15 protein-coding genes are annotated in these 17,290 nt (G+C 73.3%); 7 read left to right on the plus strand and 8 right to left on the minus strand.

Annotation, left to right across the window (positions count from 1 at the left end):
- Positions 1-3: 3 nt before the first annotated feature.
- Complete coding sequence (locus ACIPYS_RS07600) at positions 4-756, minus strand: ABC transporter ATP-binding protein (RefSeq protein WP_400744462.1); 753 nt, start codon at positions 754-756, stop codon at positions 4-6.
- Between the two features lie 421 nt (positions 757-1,177).
- On the opposite strand from ACIPYS_RS07600, the gene ACIPYS_RS07605 reads away from it, so the two are divergent.
- A complete protein-coding gene (locus ACIPYS_RS07605; RefSeq protein ID WP_093863827.1) occupies positions 1,178-1,642 on the plus strand; it encodes a hypothetical protein in 465 nt (154 codons plus the stop codon).
- 95 nt (positions 1,643-1,737) lie between these two features.
- Here ACIPYS_RS07605 and ACIPYS_RS07610 read toward each other — a convergent pair whose 3' ends face one another.
- A complete protein-coding gene (locus ACIPYS_RS07610) occupies positions 1,738-2,574 on the minus strand; it encodes a hypothetical protein (protein ID WP_400744466.1) in 837 nt (278 codons plus the stop codon).
- A gap of 234 nt (positions 2,575-2,808) precedes the next feature.
- Between ACIPYS_RS07610 and ACIPYS_RS07615 the strand changes: the two genes are divergently transcribed.
- Positions 2,809-3,822, plus strand: coding sequence for a metallophosphoesterase (locus ACIPYS_RS07615; protein WP_093863829.1), 1,014 nt, complete (start codon positions 2,809-2,811; stop codon positions 3,820-3,822).
- 173 nt (positions 3,823-3,995) lie between these two features.
- Here the strand turns inward: ACIPYS_RS07615 and ACIPYS_RS07620 are convergent, their stop codons facing one another.
- Entirely contained in the window at positions 3,996-4,355 is a 360-nt protein-coding gene (locus ACIPYS_RS07620) for a hypothetical protein (RefSeq protein WP_400744469.1), read from the minus strand.
- A gap of 114 nt (positions 4,356-4,469) precedes the next feature.
- Between ACIPYS_RS07620 and ACIPYS_RS07625 the strand changes: the two genes are divergently transcribed.
- The 5 genes from ACIPYS_RS07625 to ACIPYS_RS07645 all read left to right on the plus strand — a co-directional run bounded on the left by ACIPYS_RS07625 (position 4,470) and on the right by ACIPYS_RS07645 (position 10,342).
- Positions 4,470-5,075 (plus strand): hypothetical protein, encoded by a 606-nt coding sequence (locus ACIPYS_RS07625; RefSeq protein ID WP_400744472.1) that lies wholly within the window; start codon positions 4,470-4,472, stop codon positions 5,073-5,075.
- 132 nt (positions 5,076-5,207) lie between these two features.
- Positions 5,208-6,056, plus strand: coding sequence for a HEAT repeat domain-containing protein (locus ACIPYS_RS07630; protein ID WP_400744475.1), 849 nt, complete (start codon positions 5,208-5,210; stop codon positions 6,054-6,056).
- Positions 6,057-6,229: 173 nt separating this feature from the next.
- Positions 6,230-7,714 carry a protein kinase gene (locus ACIPYS_RS07635; protein WP_400744478.1) on the plus strand — a complete coding sequence of 495 codons (1,485 nt, stop codon included), beginning with the start codon at positions 6,230-6,232 and terminating at the stop codon, positions 7,712-7,714.
- Between the two features lie 215 nt (positions 7,715-7,929).
- Positions 7,930-9,114, plus strand: coding sequence for a cytochrome P450 (locus ACIPYS_RS07640; RefSeq protein WP_400744481.1), 1,185 nt, complete (start codon positions 7,930-7,932; stop codon positions 9,112-9,114).
- A 148-nt stretch (positions 9,115-9,262) separates the two neighbouring features.
- Positions 9,263-10,342: an alpha/beta hydrolase gene (locus ACIPYS_RS07645; protein WP_400744485.1), complete on the plus strand. Its 1,080-nt coding sequence runs from the start codon at positions 9,263-9,265 to the stop codon at positions 10,340-10,342.
- Positions 10,343-10,426: 84 nt separating this feature from the next.
- On the opposite strand, the gene ACIPYS_RS07650 is transcribed toward ACIPYS_RS07645, so the two are convergent.
- The 5 genes from ACIPYS_RS07650 to ACIPYS_RS07670 all read right to left on the minus strand — a co-directional run.
- On the minus strand, positions 10,427-12,568 hold the full coding sequence (locus ACIPYS_RS07650; protein ID WP_400744488.1) for an NACHT domain-containing protein: 2,142 nt from the start codon (positions 12,566-12,568) through the stop codon (positions 10,427-10,429).
- Between the two features lie 133 nt (positions 12,569-12,701).
- Complete coding sequence (locus ACIPYS_RS07655) at positions 12,702-13,142, minus strand: hypothetical protein (RefSeq protein WP_107452640.1); 441 nt, start codon at positions 13,140-13,142, stop codon at positions 12,702-12,704.
- A 799-nt stretch (positions 13,143-13,941) separates the two neighbouring features.
- Positions 13,942-14,400, minus strand: coding sequence for a hypothetical protein (locus ACIPYS_RS07660; protein ID WP_400744491.1), 459 nt, complete (start codon positions 14,398-14,400; stop codon positions 13,942-13,944).
- A gap of 488 nt (positions 14,401-14,888) precedes the next feature.
- Positions 14,889-15,782, minus strand: a complete 894-nt coding sequence (locus ACIPYS_RS07665; protein WP_400744494.1) for a serine peptidase — start codon at positions 15,780-15,782, stop codon at positions 14,889-14,891.
- Positions 15,779-17,290: WD40 repeat domain-containing protein (locus ACIPYS_RS07670; RefSeq protein WP_400744496.1), on the minus strand; the 1,512-nt coding region annotated here is incomplete at its 5' end. The genes ACIPYS_RS07670 and ACIPYS_RS07665, both read right to left, overlap by 4 nt.

Here is a 17,290-nt window from a genome sequence, read left to right on the forward strand (position 1 = left end):
CGCTCACCCGCCCAGCCGGCTCAGGCGGTCGGCGACCCGCGCGGCGGTGGGGCGCTCGAGCTCGTCGACCACCAGGCCGTCGGCGAGCAGCAGCACCCGGTCCGCGTACCCGGCGGCCACCGGATCGTGGGTCACCATGACGCAGGTCCGGCCGTCCCGGTCCACCCCGGACCGCAACAGGGCCAGCACCTCGTGCCCGGTGGACCGGTCCAGCGCGCCGGTCGGCTCGTCGGCGAACAGCACCTCGGGTCCGGACACCAGGGCCCGGGCGATCGCCACCCGCTGCTGCTGACCGCCGGACAGCTGCCCGGGCCGGTGCCCCTCCCGCCCGGCCAGGCCGACCCGGGCCAGTGCCTCCAGCACCCGGCCCCGGTCGGGCCGCCGTCCGGCGAGCCGCCCCGGCAGTTCGACGTTCTGGGCGACCGTCATCGCCGGCATCAGATTGAAGGCCTGGAACACGAACCCGACCCGGCTGCGGCGCAGCTCCGCCAACCGCCGCTCGGGCAGCCCCGACACCTCGGTGCCGCCCCACCGGACCGTGCCCCGGGTGGGCCGGTCCATCCCGGCCAGGCAGTGCAGCAGGGTGGTCTTGCCGGACCCGGACGGCCCCATCACCGCGGTGAACGTGCCCGGCGCGAAGGCCACGGACACCCCGCGCAGGGCCCGCACCGCGGCGGCGCCGCGTCCGTACTCGCGGTACACCCCGTCCGCCCTCGCGGCGGCCTCGGTACCGGTGGTCTGTGTCGTTCCGTTCATACCGCCATCCTCGGCGGCGGGGGCCGTGCCGATCGATCGTGCGGCCCCCCGAACCGGGGGTTCGGTTTCCCGAACCCCCGGCCGGTGCGGCCGGTGCGGCCGGTGCGGCCGGTGCGGCCGGGGTGGCCGGGGTGGACCGGACGTGTTCCCCGGTGCCCGTCACCGCACCCCGCTCGGAACGGGCTCCCGCCCGGCGCGTCCCTGATCACGCATCGCATCCGGAGGACGACGGTCGGTCCCGCCGATCCCGCCCGGGGAGTGACTGGCAGTCACCGGAAATACGGTACGTATGCATGTTTGACTTACCTCAACGGGTGGGCGCACATTGGCAACAGGGGTGTTCTGCCCCTCTTCGGACAGGTTCGGACCAGCCCCCTCGGCATCGATGACCACCACGTGGTCGCGAAGGGAGGAGTCGGTCATGGAAGTCCTCATCACCTGTCTCGGAGATGTCGCAGGTCCGCGCCTGTTGGACGGGCGGACCGGCGACGGCACGGTCGGTCTCGCACCGCACCCCGGTGAACCGTTCAGCGGGACCCGCTGGAAGATGAACGGCGGTCCGGAGGGCGTCGTCACGCTCTTCTGCGAGGGCGACGTACCCGGCAACCGGTTCCTGGACGGCCGCACGGCCGACGGCACGGTCGGTCTGGCGCCCAACACCAATCCGCCGTTCAGCGGCACCAGATGGCTCGCCGCCAGGCTGAGCGACGGCTCGACCACCTTCAAGTGCCTCGGCGAGATCGAGGGCAACCGGTTCCTGGACGGCCGCACCGGCGACGGCAGTGTCGGCCTGGCGCCGAGCACGGAACCGCCGTTCAGCGGCACCCGGTGGAAGGTGGGAGTGCCGTTCGGCGACGACAACGTGGGAATCCCGGCCGACGGCTGACCGGGCACCGGCACGGCGAGCGACGCTCCCCGCGTCCGGGCCGCCGGGAACCGCCCGACGGCCCGGACCGGGAGGTCGGGGCACGGTCGGGGCGGTCAGGGCCGGTCGGTGGCCAGGAGGGCGTGCAGGGAGGCCGTGAGGGCGGTGACGAAGGTGTCGCGGGTGGTGTCGTCCAGGAGGTCCAGGGACAGGTAGGGGTTGAGGTCCTCCAGTTCGACCAGCAGCAGGTCGCCCTCGGGGGTGCGGCAGGCGTCGACGCGCTGGATGCCGTGGTCGATGTCGTTCCAGTCGACGAAGCGGCGGGCGAACGCGAGGTCGGCGGGGGTGGGCCGGTAGCGCTCCAGCTCCCAGCGCCGGGCGGGGTCCGGGGCGTACAGGGCGTACTGGAAGGCGCGGTCGACGAAGTAGAACGAGACCTCGTAGGTGAAGGGGATCCGCGGTTGGACCAGGACGCCGCCGAACGCGATGCCGGCGAGCTCCTCGCGGGGCACGAACGCCAGACCGATGGAGTCCGCGCCCAGCTCGGGCTTGACCACGTACTCGGGGACCACGGGCAGCCGGGGGAGGTCCTCGGCCCGGTCGACGGTGGGGATGACGGGGTGGCCGGCGGCCGAGAGTTCCAGCAGGTACCGCTTGCCCGCCATGTCGGCCCTGCCGCGCAGCTGGTTGTGGACGCGGGTGCCCGAGCGGAGCGCCGCGGCCCGGAAGGCGTCGTACTGGGCCTGGTAGTGCAGCACCGGGCCGCTGTTGCGGACCAGGACCAGGTCGAAGGCGTCCATCAGGGCGGCCGCGTCCAGGGGGTGGCACAGGGCGATGTCGAAGTCCGCGCGCAGCCGGGCGGAGAGCGCGATGTCCTCGTCGCAGTACCGGCGTCCACTGGCGGGGTAGGCGAGGTCGGTGACGTACAGGACACGGGGCTTGGTGGCGGCCATGGTTCTCCAGGGGTCGGCTGACGCCGCCCAACCTACTGGCCGCCGTCCGGCCGTCCCGCCGGGGGGGGAGGGTGTCGGGCGCCGGGGGAGGGTGTCGGGCGTCGGGGCGAGGTGGGTAGGTCGTCGACGCACGTTCATCTGGTCGCCCACTTGATCGCATACTGATAACGGGTCTGGTCCGATCGTGCGGCGGTGAACTCCCCCCGCCCCGTGCGAAAGTCGAAGGGAACGACCATGGAACGCAGATCCCTGCTCGGTGCGACCGCCGGAGCGCTGGTGCTCGGAGGGCTCGCCCAGGGCACCGCGGAGGCCGCGCCGGCCCAGGACGGTGGCGGGCTCGTCACCACCTTCAACGTCATCAGCGACATCCAGGGTGACCTCGGTGACTTCGCCCAGGCCCTGCGGGACATCAGGTCCACCAACCCGCGCTCCTCGGGCCTGGCCGTCGCCGGCGACATCACGCCGCGCGGTTACGACTTCGAGTACGCCGAGGTCCAGAAGGTGCTGGACCAGGGCCCGAAGCCGCGCGAGGTGGCCTGGGCGATCGGCAACCACGAGTTCTACGTGCCGAAGTGGTCCGACCCGAACACGCTCGCCCAGAGCACCTGGCCCAACGGCACCACCGAGGACTCCCTGTTCCGCAGCTTCTACCGCTTCGCCCGGCGGTCCGCGGTCTACGCGGAGACGTCCTTCGGCGGCATCCCGGTGCTGACCCTCGGCACCGAGCGGTACATGAGGTACCACGACAGCTCGCTGTGGGACGAGGTGTGGATCAGCGAGGCGCAGTTCCAGTGGCTGGAGGACCGCCTGCAGTACTGGGCGCGGCGGCGCAAGCCGGTCATGGTGATCACACACCACCCGCTGCCCAACACCGTCTCCGGCACCCGCAGCAAGATCTACCTGAGCGACTACCTCCAGGCCGACCGGCTCCTCGGCATCCTGGGGCGGCACCGCGACGTGTTCCTCTTCAGCGGCCACACGCACTGGGACCTCGGCCTGTCCGACTGGTACGTGCGCCGCGTGGTGCCCGGCACCGCCAACCTCGACGGCTTCTCGGTGGTCAACACCGGCGCCGTGCAGACCGGTTTCGTCGACAACGGACAGGGCGGCGAGTCGACCGTCCCCGGCCGCTTCAACCAGGGCCTCCAGGTGGAGGTGTACCGGGACCGTGTCGTCATCTCGGCACGTGACTTCGCGACCGGCACCTGGATGAAGCGGACGACCGTACCGCTGGCCAACCGCGTCTGACGGCCTGTACCCGGCGGCCCGTACCCGGCGGCCTGTGATCGGCAGCCGGCGACCGGCAGCCTTTGACCGGCAGCCTGTGATCGGGAGCCGGTGACCGGCGGCCGCCCTCACCCGGGGCGGCCGCCGCGCCGTCAGCACCCGCTCGGCCCGGGGGGCAGCCGGGCCCCGGGCCGTCAGCGGTAGTCGGTCGGGAAGCCGGCGGTGATCGTCCCGTCCTCGCCCCGCCAGAGCCACACCGGACGGCGCCCCAGCTGGGCGACGGGCGGTGTGACGAAGAGCAGGCCGCGTTGCTCGCCCGCCTCGGCGGTGTCGTGGGCGGCCGCGGCCAGCAGCCGCAGGGCGTCGCACGCCGCGCCGTCCGGGTCGGTTGCCGCGCCGGGCGGGTCGAGGTGGGTGGCCAGTTCGACCAGACAGGCGCGCAGCGGGCCGGTGACGCGTGCGATCGGGGCGCCGTCGAGGGCGGGGTGGCCGCCGGTGTCCGGGTGGGTCAGCACGGAGCCGTCGGACGGTGGGTTCGTCGTCGTCGAAGTCATGGGCAGGACGGTAGGGGAGGGGCCCGACATCCCTGCGGGCTCCGCGGTGCCCGCGCGGCCCGACGGGGGCACCGGCCCGGGCGGGTGTCGGTGGGCAGGGCTATCGTCCGCGGCATGGAACAGGACATCCTGGAGCGCTTCCCCCCGCTGCCCGATCGGGTCGGTCACGTCGGCGGCGTGGAGTCGCTCACCGTCGACGGACGGCGGTACTACTTCGGCTTCGACTTCACGAGCGACCTGGTGCTCTCGCCGCTGATCGACGATCCGGGCGCGATGTCCGCCTTCGCGAGCGCGTACATGCGCCAGACCACCGGCCGGCACGACACCGCCCACTGGGACGGCCTGGTCGCCCTGGCGGTCGACGGCTCGGCGATCGCCGGTGACGACGCGGACCGGACCGTCGTCCTCGCGGACCTGCGCGCCGGGCTGCCGGTGGCCGGGAGCCACCTGCTCTACCTGCTGGGGGCGGCCACCGGCTGGGAGGAGTGGTTCGAGGAGGCGCCGGAGGTGCGGCAGGCGTACGAGCGGCTCGGGTTCGACGAGGAGGACACGGAGTTCGTCGACCACTGCCTCGAGGCCGTCCGGGAGCACGGGACGCGGGCGCGACCCGACGAGTGGACGGTCGTGCGCTTCCACCTCACCGCGGCGGTGCGTCATCTGCCCGGCAACTGGGGCGTGTTGTTCGGCCCGTTGGCGGAGGGTCTGCTGAACCACCGCTGAGCTTCTCCGCTCCGGCGGTCGGGGGCCGGGGTTGGGGTGGGGGTCGGGTCGGGTCGGGTCGGGGTGGGGTGCCGGAGCGGAGGCCGGAAATTCCCCGGACTCCGCCGAGCCGATCACCTAACATGCCGAGCCATGGCGATGTTTGTGCACCTGACGGCGGCGGCGAACGCGCCGCGCATCCGGCGGGCCGGTCTCCGCGCGGCCAGTCACGGCCAGGGCGGCGCACGCGGGGTCTACGTCTTCCCGGTGCTGCCGTCCTACACGCTTACCCACCAGTGGATGCGCGAGCTCGGCCGGTTCGACCGGCGGGGCGGGCGGGTGGCGGTGCACGTCCGGCTGGACGACGCCCAGCCGGTGCTGGTCGGGCCCTACGGCGACCGGCGGCAGAGGGCCCAGGCCGAGGTCCCCGCGGCGGAGGCGGTCCGGCGGATCGCGGCGCTCGACGACCCGCGCGGGTGGGAGGTGTTCGTGCCCCGGGCGATCGGAGCGGGGGAGGTGCACCGGGTCCGCGCCGCGCCGCAGGTGGTGGGCTGGCGGTACCGGCCCGACGCGCACGGCACCCGGCCCTGCACCTGCTACGGGTGCCGGGACCGCGGCGGCTACGGGGCGCGCCGGCTGCGCGAGCGGCTCCCGCACGCGCTGGACGGCCCGCCGCCGCCGACCCCCGTGCTGCTCGCCCGGATCGCGGCCGCCGGGGACCAGGGCGATCCCGCCGAACTGCGGGCGGCCCTCGACTGGTTCGGCGTGCTGCGGCGCCCGCGGGGCCCGCTCGCCGAACTCGCCCGCCTCGCCGCCCACCACGACCCCGGCGTCCGGGAGTACCTGGCGTGGGCGGTCCGCGACTGGCGCACGCCCGGCACCGCCGAACTGCTCGCCGCCCTCGCCGACGACCCGCACCCGGACGTCCGCGAGGCGGTGGCGGACGTCCGCCGGCTCCGCCGGTGGGAGCCCGCGGGCGCGGTACCGCTCCCCGCCGGCTGACCCGGTTCCCGAGCGGCCCGACTGCCCGACCGCTCGACCGCCTGACCGCCTGACCGCCTGACCGCTCGACCGCTCGACCGGGCATCCCGGAGGGGGTGTGCGCGGGGCCGTCCGCGCACACTACGGTGTGCCGGACGGGACTCGGGGTGGGGGAGCGGATGCGGCAGGGCGCGATGATCAACGATCGGTACCGGATGGACCGTTGCATCGGTGCGGGTGGGATGGGCGCGGTCTGGAGCGCCGTGGACACCCGGCTGCAACGGGACGTCGCCGTCAAGGTCCTGCTGCCCCAGGTCGACGGCGCGGAGGACCACGAGGCGCAGGCCCGGTTCGAGCGGGAGGCCCGGATCACCGCGCGGCTCCAGCATCCGAACATCATCGGCGTGCACGACTACGGCCTCCACCGGGAGGCCGGCCTGGCGACGCCCTATGTCGTGATGAGTCTGCTGACCGGCCGATCCGTCGCCGAGGCCCTGCGCTCGGGCCGACGTCCCGACCCCGTCCAGGTCGTGGAGTGGGGCGTGCAGATCTGTCACGCGCTGGCCGCCGCCCACGCGGTGGACGTCGCGCACCGGGACATCAAGCCCGGGAACCTCTTCCTGACCCGGCACGCGGACGGCACGGAAGCCGTCGTCGTCCTCGACTTCGGTATCGCCGCCTACCTGATGGCCGGCCACACCCAGCTCACGCCCACCGGGAGCGGTATCGGCACCCCGGCGTACATGGCCCCGGAACAGGCCCGGGGCCTGCGGGTCGACGGCCGTGCCGACCTCTACTCCCTCGGCTGCGTGCTGTACGAACTCCTCACCGGCACACCGCCCTTCGGTCACCGCGGCAACCCGTACGCCGCGATGGAGGCCCACCTGAACGAGCAGCCGGTGCCGCCCCGGCACCACCGGCCCGATCTGCCCGCCGGCCTCGACCGCGTCGTCCTGCACCTGCTGGCCAAGGACCCGTCGGCCCGGCCGGCATCCGCCGTGGTCGTGGCCGAGACGCTGCGGGCAGCCGTCGCCCGGCCGACCGTGGTCGCGGCCGTACCGACCACCGTGCTCGCCCCGCCGCCGCCCGCGCATCCGCCCACGGCCGTCCGGCTGCCCACCGCCGCCGAACTGACGACGACCCACGAACTGGCCAACTCCCTCAGCCTGGAGGGGCGGCACAACGAGGCGGCGGCCCTGCTGGCGCAGGTGGCCGACGGCCGGGCCCGCCTGCTGGGCGCGGCCCACGCGGACACGCTCAGGGCACGCAACAACCAGGCCTACAACCTGGGCGAGGCCGGGCAGTACCGGGAGGCGGCCCGACTGCTGGAGCAGGTGGCGGCGGACCGGCACCGGGCCCTGGGCCCGGACCATCCGCACACCCTCACCAGCCGCCACAACCACGCCTACTACCTGGGCGAGGCCGGGTACCGGGAGGAGGCGGCGCGGCTGCTCGCGGCCGTGGCGGCCGACCGCGGGCGCGTCCTCGGCCCCGACCACCCGCACACCCTCACCGCCCGGCACAACCACGCCTGCAACCTGGGCGAGGCCGGGCAGCACGGGGAGGCGGCACGCCTGCTGGAGGCCGTGGCGGCCGACCGCCACCGCGTGCTGGGCCAGTTCCACCCGCAGACCGTCAAGTCCCGCAAGGTCCGCGCGATCCACGCGGCCCGTAGCTGACACCAGGGGGACGGGGCGGACCGGCCGGGTCGCGCGGAGCGCATCGAGAACCGCGGGCGGGGCGCGACGGCAAGGGGGCGGCGCCGGATCGGAGGCGGGCGCGCGCCCGCCGCCTCCGCACCCCTGCGCGCCGCACGACACCGGGGCCGGAGCGCTCAGCGGCGCGGTCACCCGGGTATCGGGAACTCGACGTCCGGGTGGTCAGGGGAGGCTCCATGAACGTGCAGCAGGTTCCGCCGGTCTCGATCTTCTACCGCCGCGACGGGCTGGACCCGGGCGCGGCGCTGGGGGAGGTCCAGCGGGGGGAGCCGGTCCGGCGGGTACGTGACTTCTGGCTGCACCGGACCGGCGACTACTGGCTCGTCACCCGGCACGCCGACGTGCGGCGCGTACTGGCCGACCAGGAGACCTTCGCCATGCACGACCCGCGGCGCGCTCCGATCCTGCCCGACGAACTCCTCAACATGGACCCGCCGGAGCACACGCGGCTGCGCCACGTCCTGACACCGGAGTTCACCGGGAAGCGGATCCGCGCGCTGGACCCGATGATCGACGCGATGGTGCACGCGCTGATCGACGACATGGAGACGCGGGGCCCCGCCGCGGACCTGATGGACGCCTTCGCCCTGCCGCTGCCGCTCGGGGTGATCTGCGCACTGCTGGGCGTGCCCGACCCCGACCGGGCGGCGTTCCACCGCTGGTCCCGCGTCACGCTGGATCTGGGGCTCCCGCTGGAGGAGCGGATCGCGGCGGGTCGGGAGTCGCGGGCGTACGTGGCCGGGCTGGTGGCGGCGAAGCGGCGCAGCCCGGACGACGGGATGATCGGCATGCTCGTCCGGGAGCACGGAAACGCGGTGTCGGACGCCGAACTGGCCGGCGTCTGCGAGTTGCTGCTGCTGGCCGGTCATGTCACGGTGTCCAACACGATCGGGCTGGGTGTGCTCGCCCTGTTGTCGCACCCGGAGCAGGCCGATCGGCTGCGCGAGGCTCCCGAGGGCGATGCCGTGCTCGACGGCGCGGTCGAGGAACTGCTGCGGTACCTGTCGGTGTCCAGTACGGCGCTGGCCCGCACGGCGTGCCGGGACACCGAGATCGGCGGCGTTCCGATCAAGGCCGGTGACCAGGTCGTCTGCCAGCTGCCGGTGGCGAACCGCGACCCGGCGCTCGGCGCCGGGATGGACCTCTTCGACATCGGGCGCAGGCCCGTTTCGCATGTGGCCTTCGGACACGGTCCGCACCACTGCCTCGGCGCGCCACTGGCCCGCGCCGAACTGCGGATCGCGTTGCCGGCGCTTCTTCGGCGGCTGCCCGGTCTCGCGCTCGGGTGCCCCGCCGACGAGGTGCCCTACCGCGTCAACAACGAGGTCTACGGCCTCCACGCACTGCCCGTCACCTGGTGAGCGGCGACATCGGCTGCACCGTCTCGGCCCGTCCAGGACCGGGGCCGTCGTGTTCCGCCCCCGCCCGGCGGACAGCCAGGAGAACGGCGACCGGGCCGGTCGGCCTCCCCGATCCCGAAGGAACATCGACGATCCCGAAGGAATACCGATGAGTCCGATCCTCGACGCCAGGGGCCTGCGGGCCTGGGCCGTCCTCCTCGCCGTCGCCGCACTGCTGCTTCCGGTCGCGCCGCGCGCGCTCGCGGCCACGCCGGGACCGCCCGTTCTGACGGACGGTCACGGTCTGACCCAGGTCGGCTCGACCGGCACCGCCACCGACTTCACGATCACGGTGACCACACCCGATGTCGCCGAGCAGCATCCCATCAGGATCATCCTGCCGCCGGGCTACTACGACGATCCGGCCCGCCGGTACCCGGTGCTGTACTTCCTGCACGGCTCACCGGACAGCCCCGTCAATCAGAACTACCCGGCCCTGCGAAGCTCCAACTCGATGATCACGGTGATCCCGGACGGTGGGGCGAGGGGCTGGTACGCGAACTGGCGTGACCAGAATACGGCGGCGGGCGCGCAGAGGTGGGAGACCTTCCACCTCGAGCAGGTGATTCCGTTCGTCGACGACAACCTGCGCACCGTCGCGGCCAAGCGGGGCCGTGCGGTGGCGGGCATCTCGATGGGCGGTCTGGGCGCGATGCGGTACGCCCAGCGGCACCCGGAGCTGTTCACCGAGGTCGCCTCGCTGTCCGGGGGGCTCGACCTGTCCGCGGCCTCGATGGGCCTGCGACTGGCCGTGGTCGCCTCCCTGACCAACGCGCCCGGCGGGTTCTGCGGGTCTGCCTCGTCCACCGGCGGGGACTGCACCGGCAGTTACGCGCCCGCGGTGTCCAGCGACGCCCTGTTCGGCTCGCCGTACCCGGTGTTCAACCTCGACCGGCTCTGGAACGAGGCCGATCCGGCCTCCCACATGGGCCGGCTGGCGGGTGTCGGCATCTCGATCTACACCGGTAGCGGGGCCGGCGATCCGCTCTCGCCGGAGTTCTGGATCGAGGGTGCGAACAAACACGCCAGGGACAGCCTGAACGCCCTCGGCCTGCCGTACTACTACGTGGGCTACGGCAACGGGGCCGGTTGGGGGACCCGGTGCGACGGGAACCACAACGCCGGCTGCTGGGCCCAGGACCTGGTGGACTACGTCCCCCGGTTGGAACGGGCCTTCGCCGCCGGATGAGCCCAACGATCGCCTCCCCGGGGTCGCCCGGGGAGGCGACCGGAGCACGGCGGACCGCGCCGGGCACCCGCCGGGGTCCGCCGGTCACCGCCCGTCGAGCTTGTTCCCCCGACCCTGCCGCACCCTCGGCCGGGCGAAGTGCTCTTGGAGCCGGGCGTGGCGGAACTGGTAGATCGCGCCGGCCTTGCGCAGTACGCCCCGCCGGTGGGCGTCCTCCAGGAACTCCATCGGGGCACGCGGCAGCCGACCGGTCAGCGGGAGCCACAGGCGCGCGAACAGCGTCCACTGCCCCCACGCGGTCAGGCTCAGCGCCGTACCGAGCCCGGCCCCGAAGGCGGTCAGGAGCCCGAACCGGAGCCCGTCCGGGACGGTCCAGCCGAGCCGGACGCCCCACAGGTTCCCGTTCAGTACCTCGACAGCGGGCAGGCCCGCGACCGCGACCGCGGCGCCGAACAGTGGAGCGAACAGGAGCCATTGCAGGAGCACGGTTCTGCGGCTGCGGGCCAGCAGCTCCCGGGGGTCGGGGGCCGTCTCGATCGATTCGGACGCCTCGCACCAGGCCATGACGGCGCCGACGAGCCCGCCCGCGGCCGCGAACATGACGCCGTAGACGACCGCGTCCACCGACCCGACCCTGAGGGCGTACGGGTCGTCCGAGAGGAGCTTGCGGACCACTCCCTGGACCAGGCCGATCCCGAGCCCGCCGGCCAGTCCTCCGGCGATCCCGAGCCCGGCCCGGGCGAGGATCTCACGACCGGACCTAGCGCCCGGACGCCGCGCGCCACGGCCGAGGCGGAGGCGGAAGCGGGAGGGTTCGAAGGCTCCACCCTTGAACGCGAAGCCGATCCAGTGCGCGAGCGCGAAGGCCACGGCCGCGGGAGCGGCGTTGATCACGGCGTCGGCGGCCCCGATGACGATTCCCTCCACCAGCCGGGGCCGCAGCCCGGGTTCGGGACCTCCGTAGCCGAGGCCGGCCCAGGTGCCGTCCACGGGGCCGACGACGAGGCCGACGCCCAAGGCACAGACGAGCCCGGTGACGACCGTGCGTGCCCCGAGGCGCACCGCGGTGCCCAGTTCCCACCAGGCGAGATCGGGCGTGCCGCGTTGTTGCAGGTGCCGTGCGAGGAAGCCCAGCCAGTGCGACACCCGCTGCGGGTCGGTCCCCCGGCCCGCCCAGGGCGCCTTCCGTGACGCCCTGCGGCCGGGCTGGGGAGGCGGCTCGGGACCTACGGGGTACACGGACGGGACCAGCGAGTTCAGCAGATGGCTCTCCACCGCTGCGGCGTCGGGGTAGCGGGCCCGGTCGGCGAGGTCCCCCGGGAGCCCGTCCGGGTCGGGACGGCTGTAGGCGGTGCGGCAGAGCCACAGCATGAGCGGGACCCTCAGTACGTCCGCCGCGGGGCAGGACGGATCGTCGCGCAGCGCGTCCGCGAGCGGTCGCCACCGCTCCTGCTGCTGCGGTGCGGCCGACCCGAGCAGGTACTCCGCGGCTTCCTCGGCGGTCAGCGGGTCCGCCTCCACCACGGCGGCCTGCCGCAGCACGGACGCGTGGCGCACCGCTGTCCGGTAGTCCGCCGTTCGGCACGTCAGGATCAGCGGGGCACCTGCCGCCAGAGCGGTGTCGAGTGCCCGCAGGGCCTTCGGCTGCTCGGCGGCGGGCAACTCGTCCAGCCCGTCGAGCACGGGAAGGATCCGGTTGCGGGTGAGCAGCTCACGAACCGTTCCGCGGTCCAGGTACGGATACTCGCGCAGGAGCTGGTGCTCCAGCCAGCCGCTCAGGTGCTCCTCCGCCGGCCGCCAGGAGCCCAGCGGCAGCAGCACCGGGACCGGATCGCCCGCCCGCATCCGCTGCAGGAGTTCGATCACCAGCAGAACGGCGAAGCTGCTCTTGCCGCTGCCCGGCTCTCCCAGGACCACCAGCCTGCGCCGCTCCGGACGCAGGAATGTGCGGGCGAAGGAGGTGAGGTCCGCCGCGCTCGCCCCGTCGGTCCGCCCGGTCCGCCCGACGTGGTCGGCGAGGTCCGCGCCGGTCGCCGCACGCCAGCGCACCGGAATCGGGTCCGGCCCCGCCAGCTCCCGCAGGGAGGCCTCCTGGCGCCACTGCGCCAGGACCACGTGGCCCAGGCGCTGCGCGCCCAGCTCCACCGGGTCGGGGAAGGCGACGGTGAAGTAGTTGTTCTGGACCCCGTGGTCGCCGATCTGAACGGCCAGCGGTCCCTCGAACACGAGCGGCCGGTCGTCGTGGTGACGGGGGCGGTCGCGCTCCGGCCCCGTGCCGCTCACAGGAAGCCGGGGCGGCCGTGGGCCGGTGGTGCGCACCGGCCCGCCACGGTCACCCGCTCCGGCGTGGACAGTCCCGTCACGCCCCGGAACCGAAGTGGTTGTCCTGCTGGTTCCCGTCGCCGATCTGGAAGGCCGTCGGGCCGCGGAATGTGTTGCCGGACACCGTGCTGCCCTCCGCGGGGCCGCGGCCGGGCATCCCGGCACTCAGCCGTCGCAACTCGGCCGCCACCTCCTCGCGTTCACGGGCGTCCAGGCTCTCCAGCAGGACTTCGAAGCGGTGTCGCCAGGAGGTCTCCTGGCTCTCCCGTACGAGCTCCGCCTCCCTGGGCCCGGCCGTCGCCAGCAGCTCGGCCGTCCGGTCCAGCTGTTCCAGCTCCGCGTGCTCCCGCCCGCCGTCAGCACGCCCGAACAGCCGGGCCACCCGCAGCCGCAGCGCACCCCAGGCGTCGGTACCGGCAGCCTGCACCACTGCCGTGCCCCCCGCGGCCGCCACCGTGGTCAGCGCCTCTTCCAGCATGGCCCGCTCCCTCGCCCGCACCGGTGGTCCCCGGTCGTTCCATGACCGTACCAAGACCGGCACTCCGGGGCAGGGCGGTCGGTGGAACCGGCGGACAACGGCGCATCGGAGCCGAACTCGCCGGAGTGGGCCACGAGTTCCGGATCGTTGTCGTGATTCCGATGGTCATGGTCACTCCTCCTCGGACGGATGTCCGCGCCGTGCGGACATCCGTCGCCCGCGTCCCGCCCGTCGCCCGTGACCCGCCCCGTCGTGGGCAGCCCGGCAGCAGGTGCGGCACGAGGGCCTGAGCACCACGGGGCCGCGCGCGGTCGTACGCCTCGAAGAGGTGGCCGGGGCCCCGGACCTCGGTACAGGTCCGGGGCCCCGGTCCCGCCCGCGCTCGCCGCACTGATCACCCAACGCGAAGCTTCCAGCCCGAGCCGGCGCCGGAACCCAACGACGACGGGTGGGCGAAGACGACGAGGACGACGACGCGGCCACCAAGCCGGCACGCGCCCGCAAGGCCCGCGCCGACACCGAGTGGCCCCCCTGCCGCCGGACCGGACCCAACCCCCAGAGTCCGGTCCGGCGGCGCACCTGATGAACGGAACCCGCTCCGTGGACCCCGCAGCCCTGGCCTGGCTCCTCGCCCAGCTCGGCCCCGCCACCAACACCGACGACCTCACCGCCCGCAACGTCGCCTTCGAAGTCCTCGCCGAATGCGTCGCGGCCGTGTTGGCCGAACCGCTGCGCCTCGTCGTCGACGGCGTGGTCACGATGGACCGCACCGGCAGCTTCAGCGGCCTCGAACGGCAGATCACCGCTCTCCAGGACGCCACTGGCCCGGACGACACCCCCTTAGCACCGACACCACCCACCAGATCGAAGCGGTCCCCATCCGGCCCGCCCGGCGGATCCGATGAGCGACCCCGGAGCCCAGCACCACCCGGGTATCCGGACCGCAGCCGCCACAGCCGCCGACCGACTTACCGAAGCCTGGCAGCAGCTCACCGCCGCGCAAACCGCAGTCCTCGCCGCCATCGCCGACCGCCGCCGACCCGACCTCGCCCGCGCCATCGCCCGCTTCGTCGGCACCATTCGGATCTTCCAACGGGCGGTGGACGCCGCCGTCCGCGACCTCACAGACCAGCAGATTCCCGCCGTGTACGCGCAGGGAGCTTCCACCGCCGCCACCACCCCTCGGCCGCCGCTTCACCTGGACCAGCAGCCACCGGCACGCCCTGCGCGCCCTCACCGCCGACACCTGCACGGACATGCTGCGGCACTCCCAGCAGACCGTCCGTCGCGCCGGAGCCTTCCACCGGGCCGCCCGCGCCGCAGCCCGCCAGCACATCCCCACCCCGCCCTCAGCGCGCGCACCGCACTCCAAGCCGCCAAGGCTCTCGCTGCCCAACTCGCGGCCGCTCAACCCCTTGACCGGGTCGTCTACCGCGGTGGGGCCGGCATGCCCGTCCGGGCCTGGGCCGAAGCCGCGACCCTCGCTCGGACCGCCGTCGCCTACAACGTCGGCACCCCCACCGTCGCCCGCGAACGCGGCGTCCAACTGATAGACGGCTTTGACTGCGGCTGGACCAGCCACCCCGACCCGACAAGCCACCCGGACGCTACGCACCGTCGACGACGCCGCCTAATGGCCCATCTCCCACTCCCGCTGCGCGCGTTCGGCCTGCGCCCCGACGCGACACATCCCGACGGAGAGGCGGCCTCTGACCACTGAGAGCAACGCAGTGGTCAGGCCCCGAGTCAGATGCCGAGGTAGGGGGCGAGGGTGGCTGCTGTGGTCGCGCACCGCAGGTAGTTGTCGGCGTGGTGGAAGCGGTAGTGGGCGCTGATGCTGCTGGTGTGGTCCAGGGTGATCCCGTCGAAGAACCTGGCCAGTCCGGGTGGGACGGCGACGGGGTCGCCGGGATCGGCGATGTTCACCCAGCGCGTCCCGCCAGGCAGGCCGGCGCCTCGCGGCTGCGTGTCGTCGGCGGACCGGGGGGCGGGGACGAGGCGGTCGAAGACCACCCGGGGCAGGGCGAGCGGCGAGCCCAGAGTGAGGAAGAGCTCGGGTCGCAGCTCCGGATGGGCGTGCAGGGCCTCGTAGGCGACGACCGAGCCCAGCGAGTGCGCGACGACAATACGCGGCCGGTGCCGGGCTATGCGCGCTGCCACCTCCTCGCGTGCGGCGATGCGCTCAGGAGCATCCGGTGCGCGCAGGTAGGCGGCCACCTCGGCGCACAGCAGCCGGACAAACACCCCGAGCGGCCCCTCGGCCAAGTCGAACCTGCGTGCCAGCCAGGCGGAGAACCCGCGCAGCGGTACCGCGGCATGTCCCTGGGCCACTTCGTCCGGCAGCCCCAGTTCCCGTGCCCAGATGTCGAGGATCTCCTGCGCCAGCGGGTCGTCGAGGAAGTCGCCGCCGTGCTCGCCCTGGGCGGCCGGCCCCGGTCGGAGCTTGTCCGCGTAGTAGGCGAAGTCGGCGTCGATCCGTTCGCTCGGGACACCGAGGCCGGCGGCCAGGTCCCGCGCCCAGGCGGCAGCCTTGAGCGCGCGGAGCTGCTCCTTGCGCGCGTCGGGGATCCCGGTACCGAAGCTGTTGTAGATGCCGTGCACGGCGACGATCCGGAGCGGTGAAGCGGTCTCACTGGTCAACGGAGCCTCCTGATGAGGGGGTTTAGACAGAGAACAGCTACTTCGTGGCCGAAGCCCACCACCACCGTGCCGTCCCCGGAGAAAGCCAGGGCCCACGCAACATCCGGAAGATGAAACGAAGTGAGGCAGGTGCCGGTGGTGAGGTCCCATAGCCGGACGGAGTTGTCGTCGCTGCCGGTGACGGCGTGTGGGTGGCCGTTGATGTGTGCTACCGCGACCGACCTCACCTGGCCGGTGTGGCCGATGAGTTCGCGAATGTGGGTGCCTGTGGTCAGGTCCCAGAGCCGCACTGACCTGTCGTAGCTGCCGGTGATGGCGTGCGGGCGGCCGTTAATGCGCGTCGCCGCCACCGCGTCGCCGCCACTGGTGTGGCCGGTGAGCGTGCGGATCTCGGTGCCGGTGGTGAGGTCCCACAGCCGGACGGAGTTGTTGTCGTCGCCGGTGATGGCGTGCGGGCGGCCGTTGATGTGCGTTACCGCGACCGACCTGACCCAGACGGTGTGGCCGGTGAGATGGTGGGTCTGGGTGCCGGTGGTCAGGTCCCACACCCGGACGGAGTTGTCGTAGCTGCCGGTGATGGCGTGCGGGCGGCCCTTGATGCGGGTTACCGCCACCGCGTTCACCCCGCTGGTGTGGCCGGTGAGGTGGTGGGTCTGGGTGCCGGTGGTCAGGTCCCATAGCCGCACGGAGTTGTCGTCGCTGCCGGTGATGGCATGCGGGCGGCCCTTGATGCGGGTTACCGCCACCGCGTTCACCCCGCTGGTGTGGCCGGAGAGGTGGTGGGTCTGGGTGCCGGTGGTCAGGTCCCACGCCTGGACGGAGTTGTCGTCGCTGCCGGTGATGGCGTGCGGGCGGCCGTTGATGCGGGCTACCGCCACCGCGTTCACCCACAGGCTGTGGCCGGTGGGAGTGCGGATCTCGGTGCCAGTAGCCAGGTCCCACACCCGCATTGAAGGGTCGTAGCTGCCGGTGATGGCGTGCGGGTGGCCGTTGATACGCGTCACCGCCACCGCGTTCACACCGAAAGTGTGGCCGGTGAGGTGGTGGGTCTGAGTTCCGGTGGTGAGGTCCCAGAGCCGCACGGAGTTGTCGTTGCTGCCGGTGATGGCGTGCGGGTGGCCGTTGATGCGGGTTACCGCCACCGCGTTCACCCACAGGCTGTGGCCGGTGAGAGTGCGGATCTCGGTGCCGGTGGTGAGGTCCCACAGCCGGACGGAGTTGTCATTGCTGCCGGTGATGGCGTGCGGGTGGCCGTTGATACGCGTCACTGCCACCGCGTTCACCCCGCTGGTGTGGCCGGTGAGGTGGTGGGTCTGGGTGCCGGTGGTCAGGTCCCAGAGCCGCACGGAGTTGTCGTCGCTGCCGGTGATGGCGTGCGGGTGGCCGTTGATGTGCGTTACCGCGACCGACCTGACCCAGTCGGTGTGGCCGGTGAGGTGGTGGGTCTGGGTGCCGGTGGTGAGGTCCCACAGCCGGACGGAGTTGTCGTTGCTGCCGGTGATGGCGTG

It is taken from the genome of Kitasatospora sp. NPDC089913 (assembly GCF_044748625.1).
In the GTDB taxonomy this organism is placed as follows: domain Bacteria; phylum Actinomycetota; class Actinomycetes; order Streptomycetales; family Streptomycetaceae; genus Kitasatospora.

Bases quoted from the DNA above. Each gene is read 5' to 3' on its own strand.
- ACIPYS_RS07600 (WP_400744462.1), bottom strand. From the start codon at position 756: ATGAACGGAACGACACAGACCACCGGTACCGAGGCCGCCGCGAGGGCG.
- ACIPYS_RS07605 (WP_093863827.1), top strand. From the start codon at position 1,178: ATGGAAGTCCTCATCACCTGTCTCGGAGATGTCGCAGGTCCGCGCCTG.
- ACIPYS_RS07610 (WP_400744466.1), bottom strand. From the start codon at position 2,574: ATGGCCGCCACCAAGCCCCGTGTCCTGTACGTCACCGACCTCGCCTAC.
- ACIPYS_RS07615 (WP_093863829.1), top strand. From the start codon at position 2,809: ATGGAACGCAGATCCCTGCTCGGTGCGACCGCCGGAGCGCTGGTGCTC.
- ACIPYS_RS07620 (WP_400744469.1), bottom strand. From the start codon at position 4,355: ATGACTTCGACGACGACGAACCCACCGTCCGACGGCTCCGTGCTGACC.
- ACIPYS_RS07625 (WP_400744472.1), top strand. From the start codon at position 4,470: ATGGAACAGGACATCCTGGAGCGCTTCCCCCCGCTGCCCGATCGGGTC.
- ACIPYS_RS07630 (WP_400744475.1), top strand. From the start codon at position 5,208: ATGGCGATGTTTGTGCACCTGACGGCGGCGGCGAACGCGCCGCGCATC.
- ACIPYS_RS07635 (WP_400744478.1), top strand. From the start codon at position 6,230: ATGATCAACGATCGGTACCGGATGGACCGTTGCATCGGTGCGGGTGGG.
- ACIPYS_RS07640 (WP_400744481.1), top strand. From the start codon at position 7,930: ATGAACGTGCAGCAGGTTCCGCCGGTCTCGATCTTCTACCGCCGCGAC.
- ACIPYS_RS07645 (WP_400744485.1), top strand. From the start codon at position 9,263: ATGAGTCCGATCCTCGACGCCAGGGGCCTGCGGGCCTGGGCCGTCCTC.
- ACIPYS_RS07655 (WP_107452640.1), bottom strand. From the start codon at position 13,142: ATGCTGGAAGAGGCGCTGACCACGGTGGCGGCCGCGGGGGGCACGGCA.
- ACIPYS_RS07660 (WP_400744491.1), bottom strand. From the start codon at position 14,400: ATGTCCGTGCAGGTGTCGGCGGTGAGGGCGCGCAGGGCGTGCCGGTGG.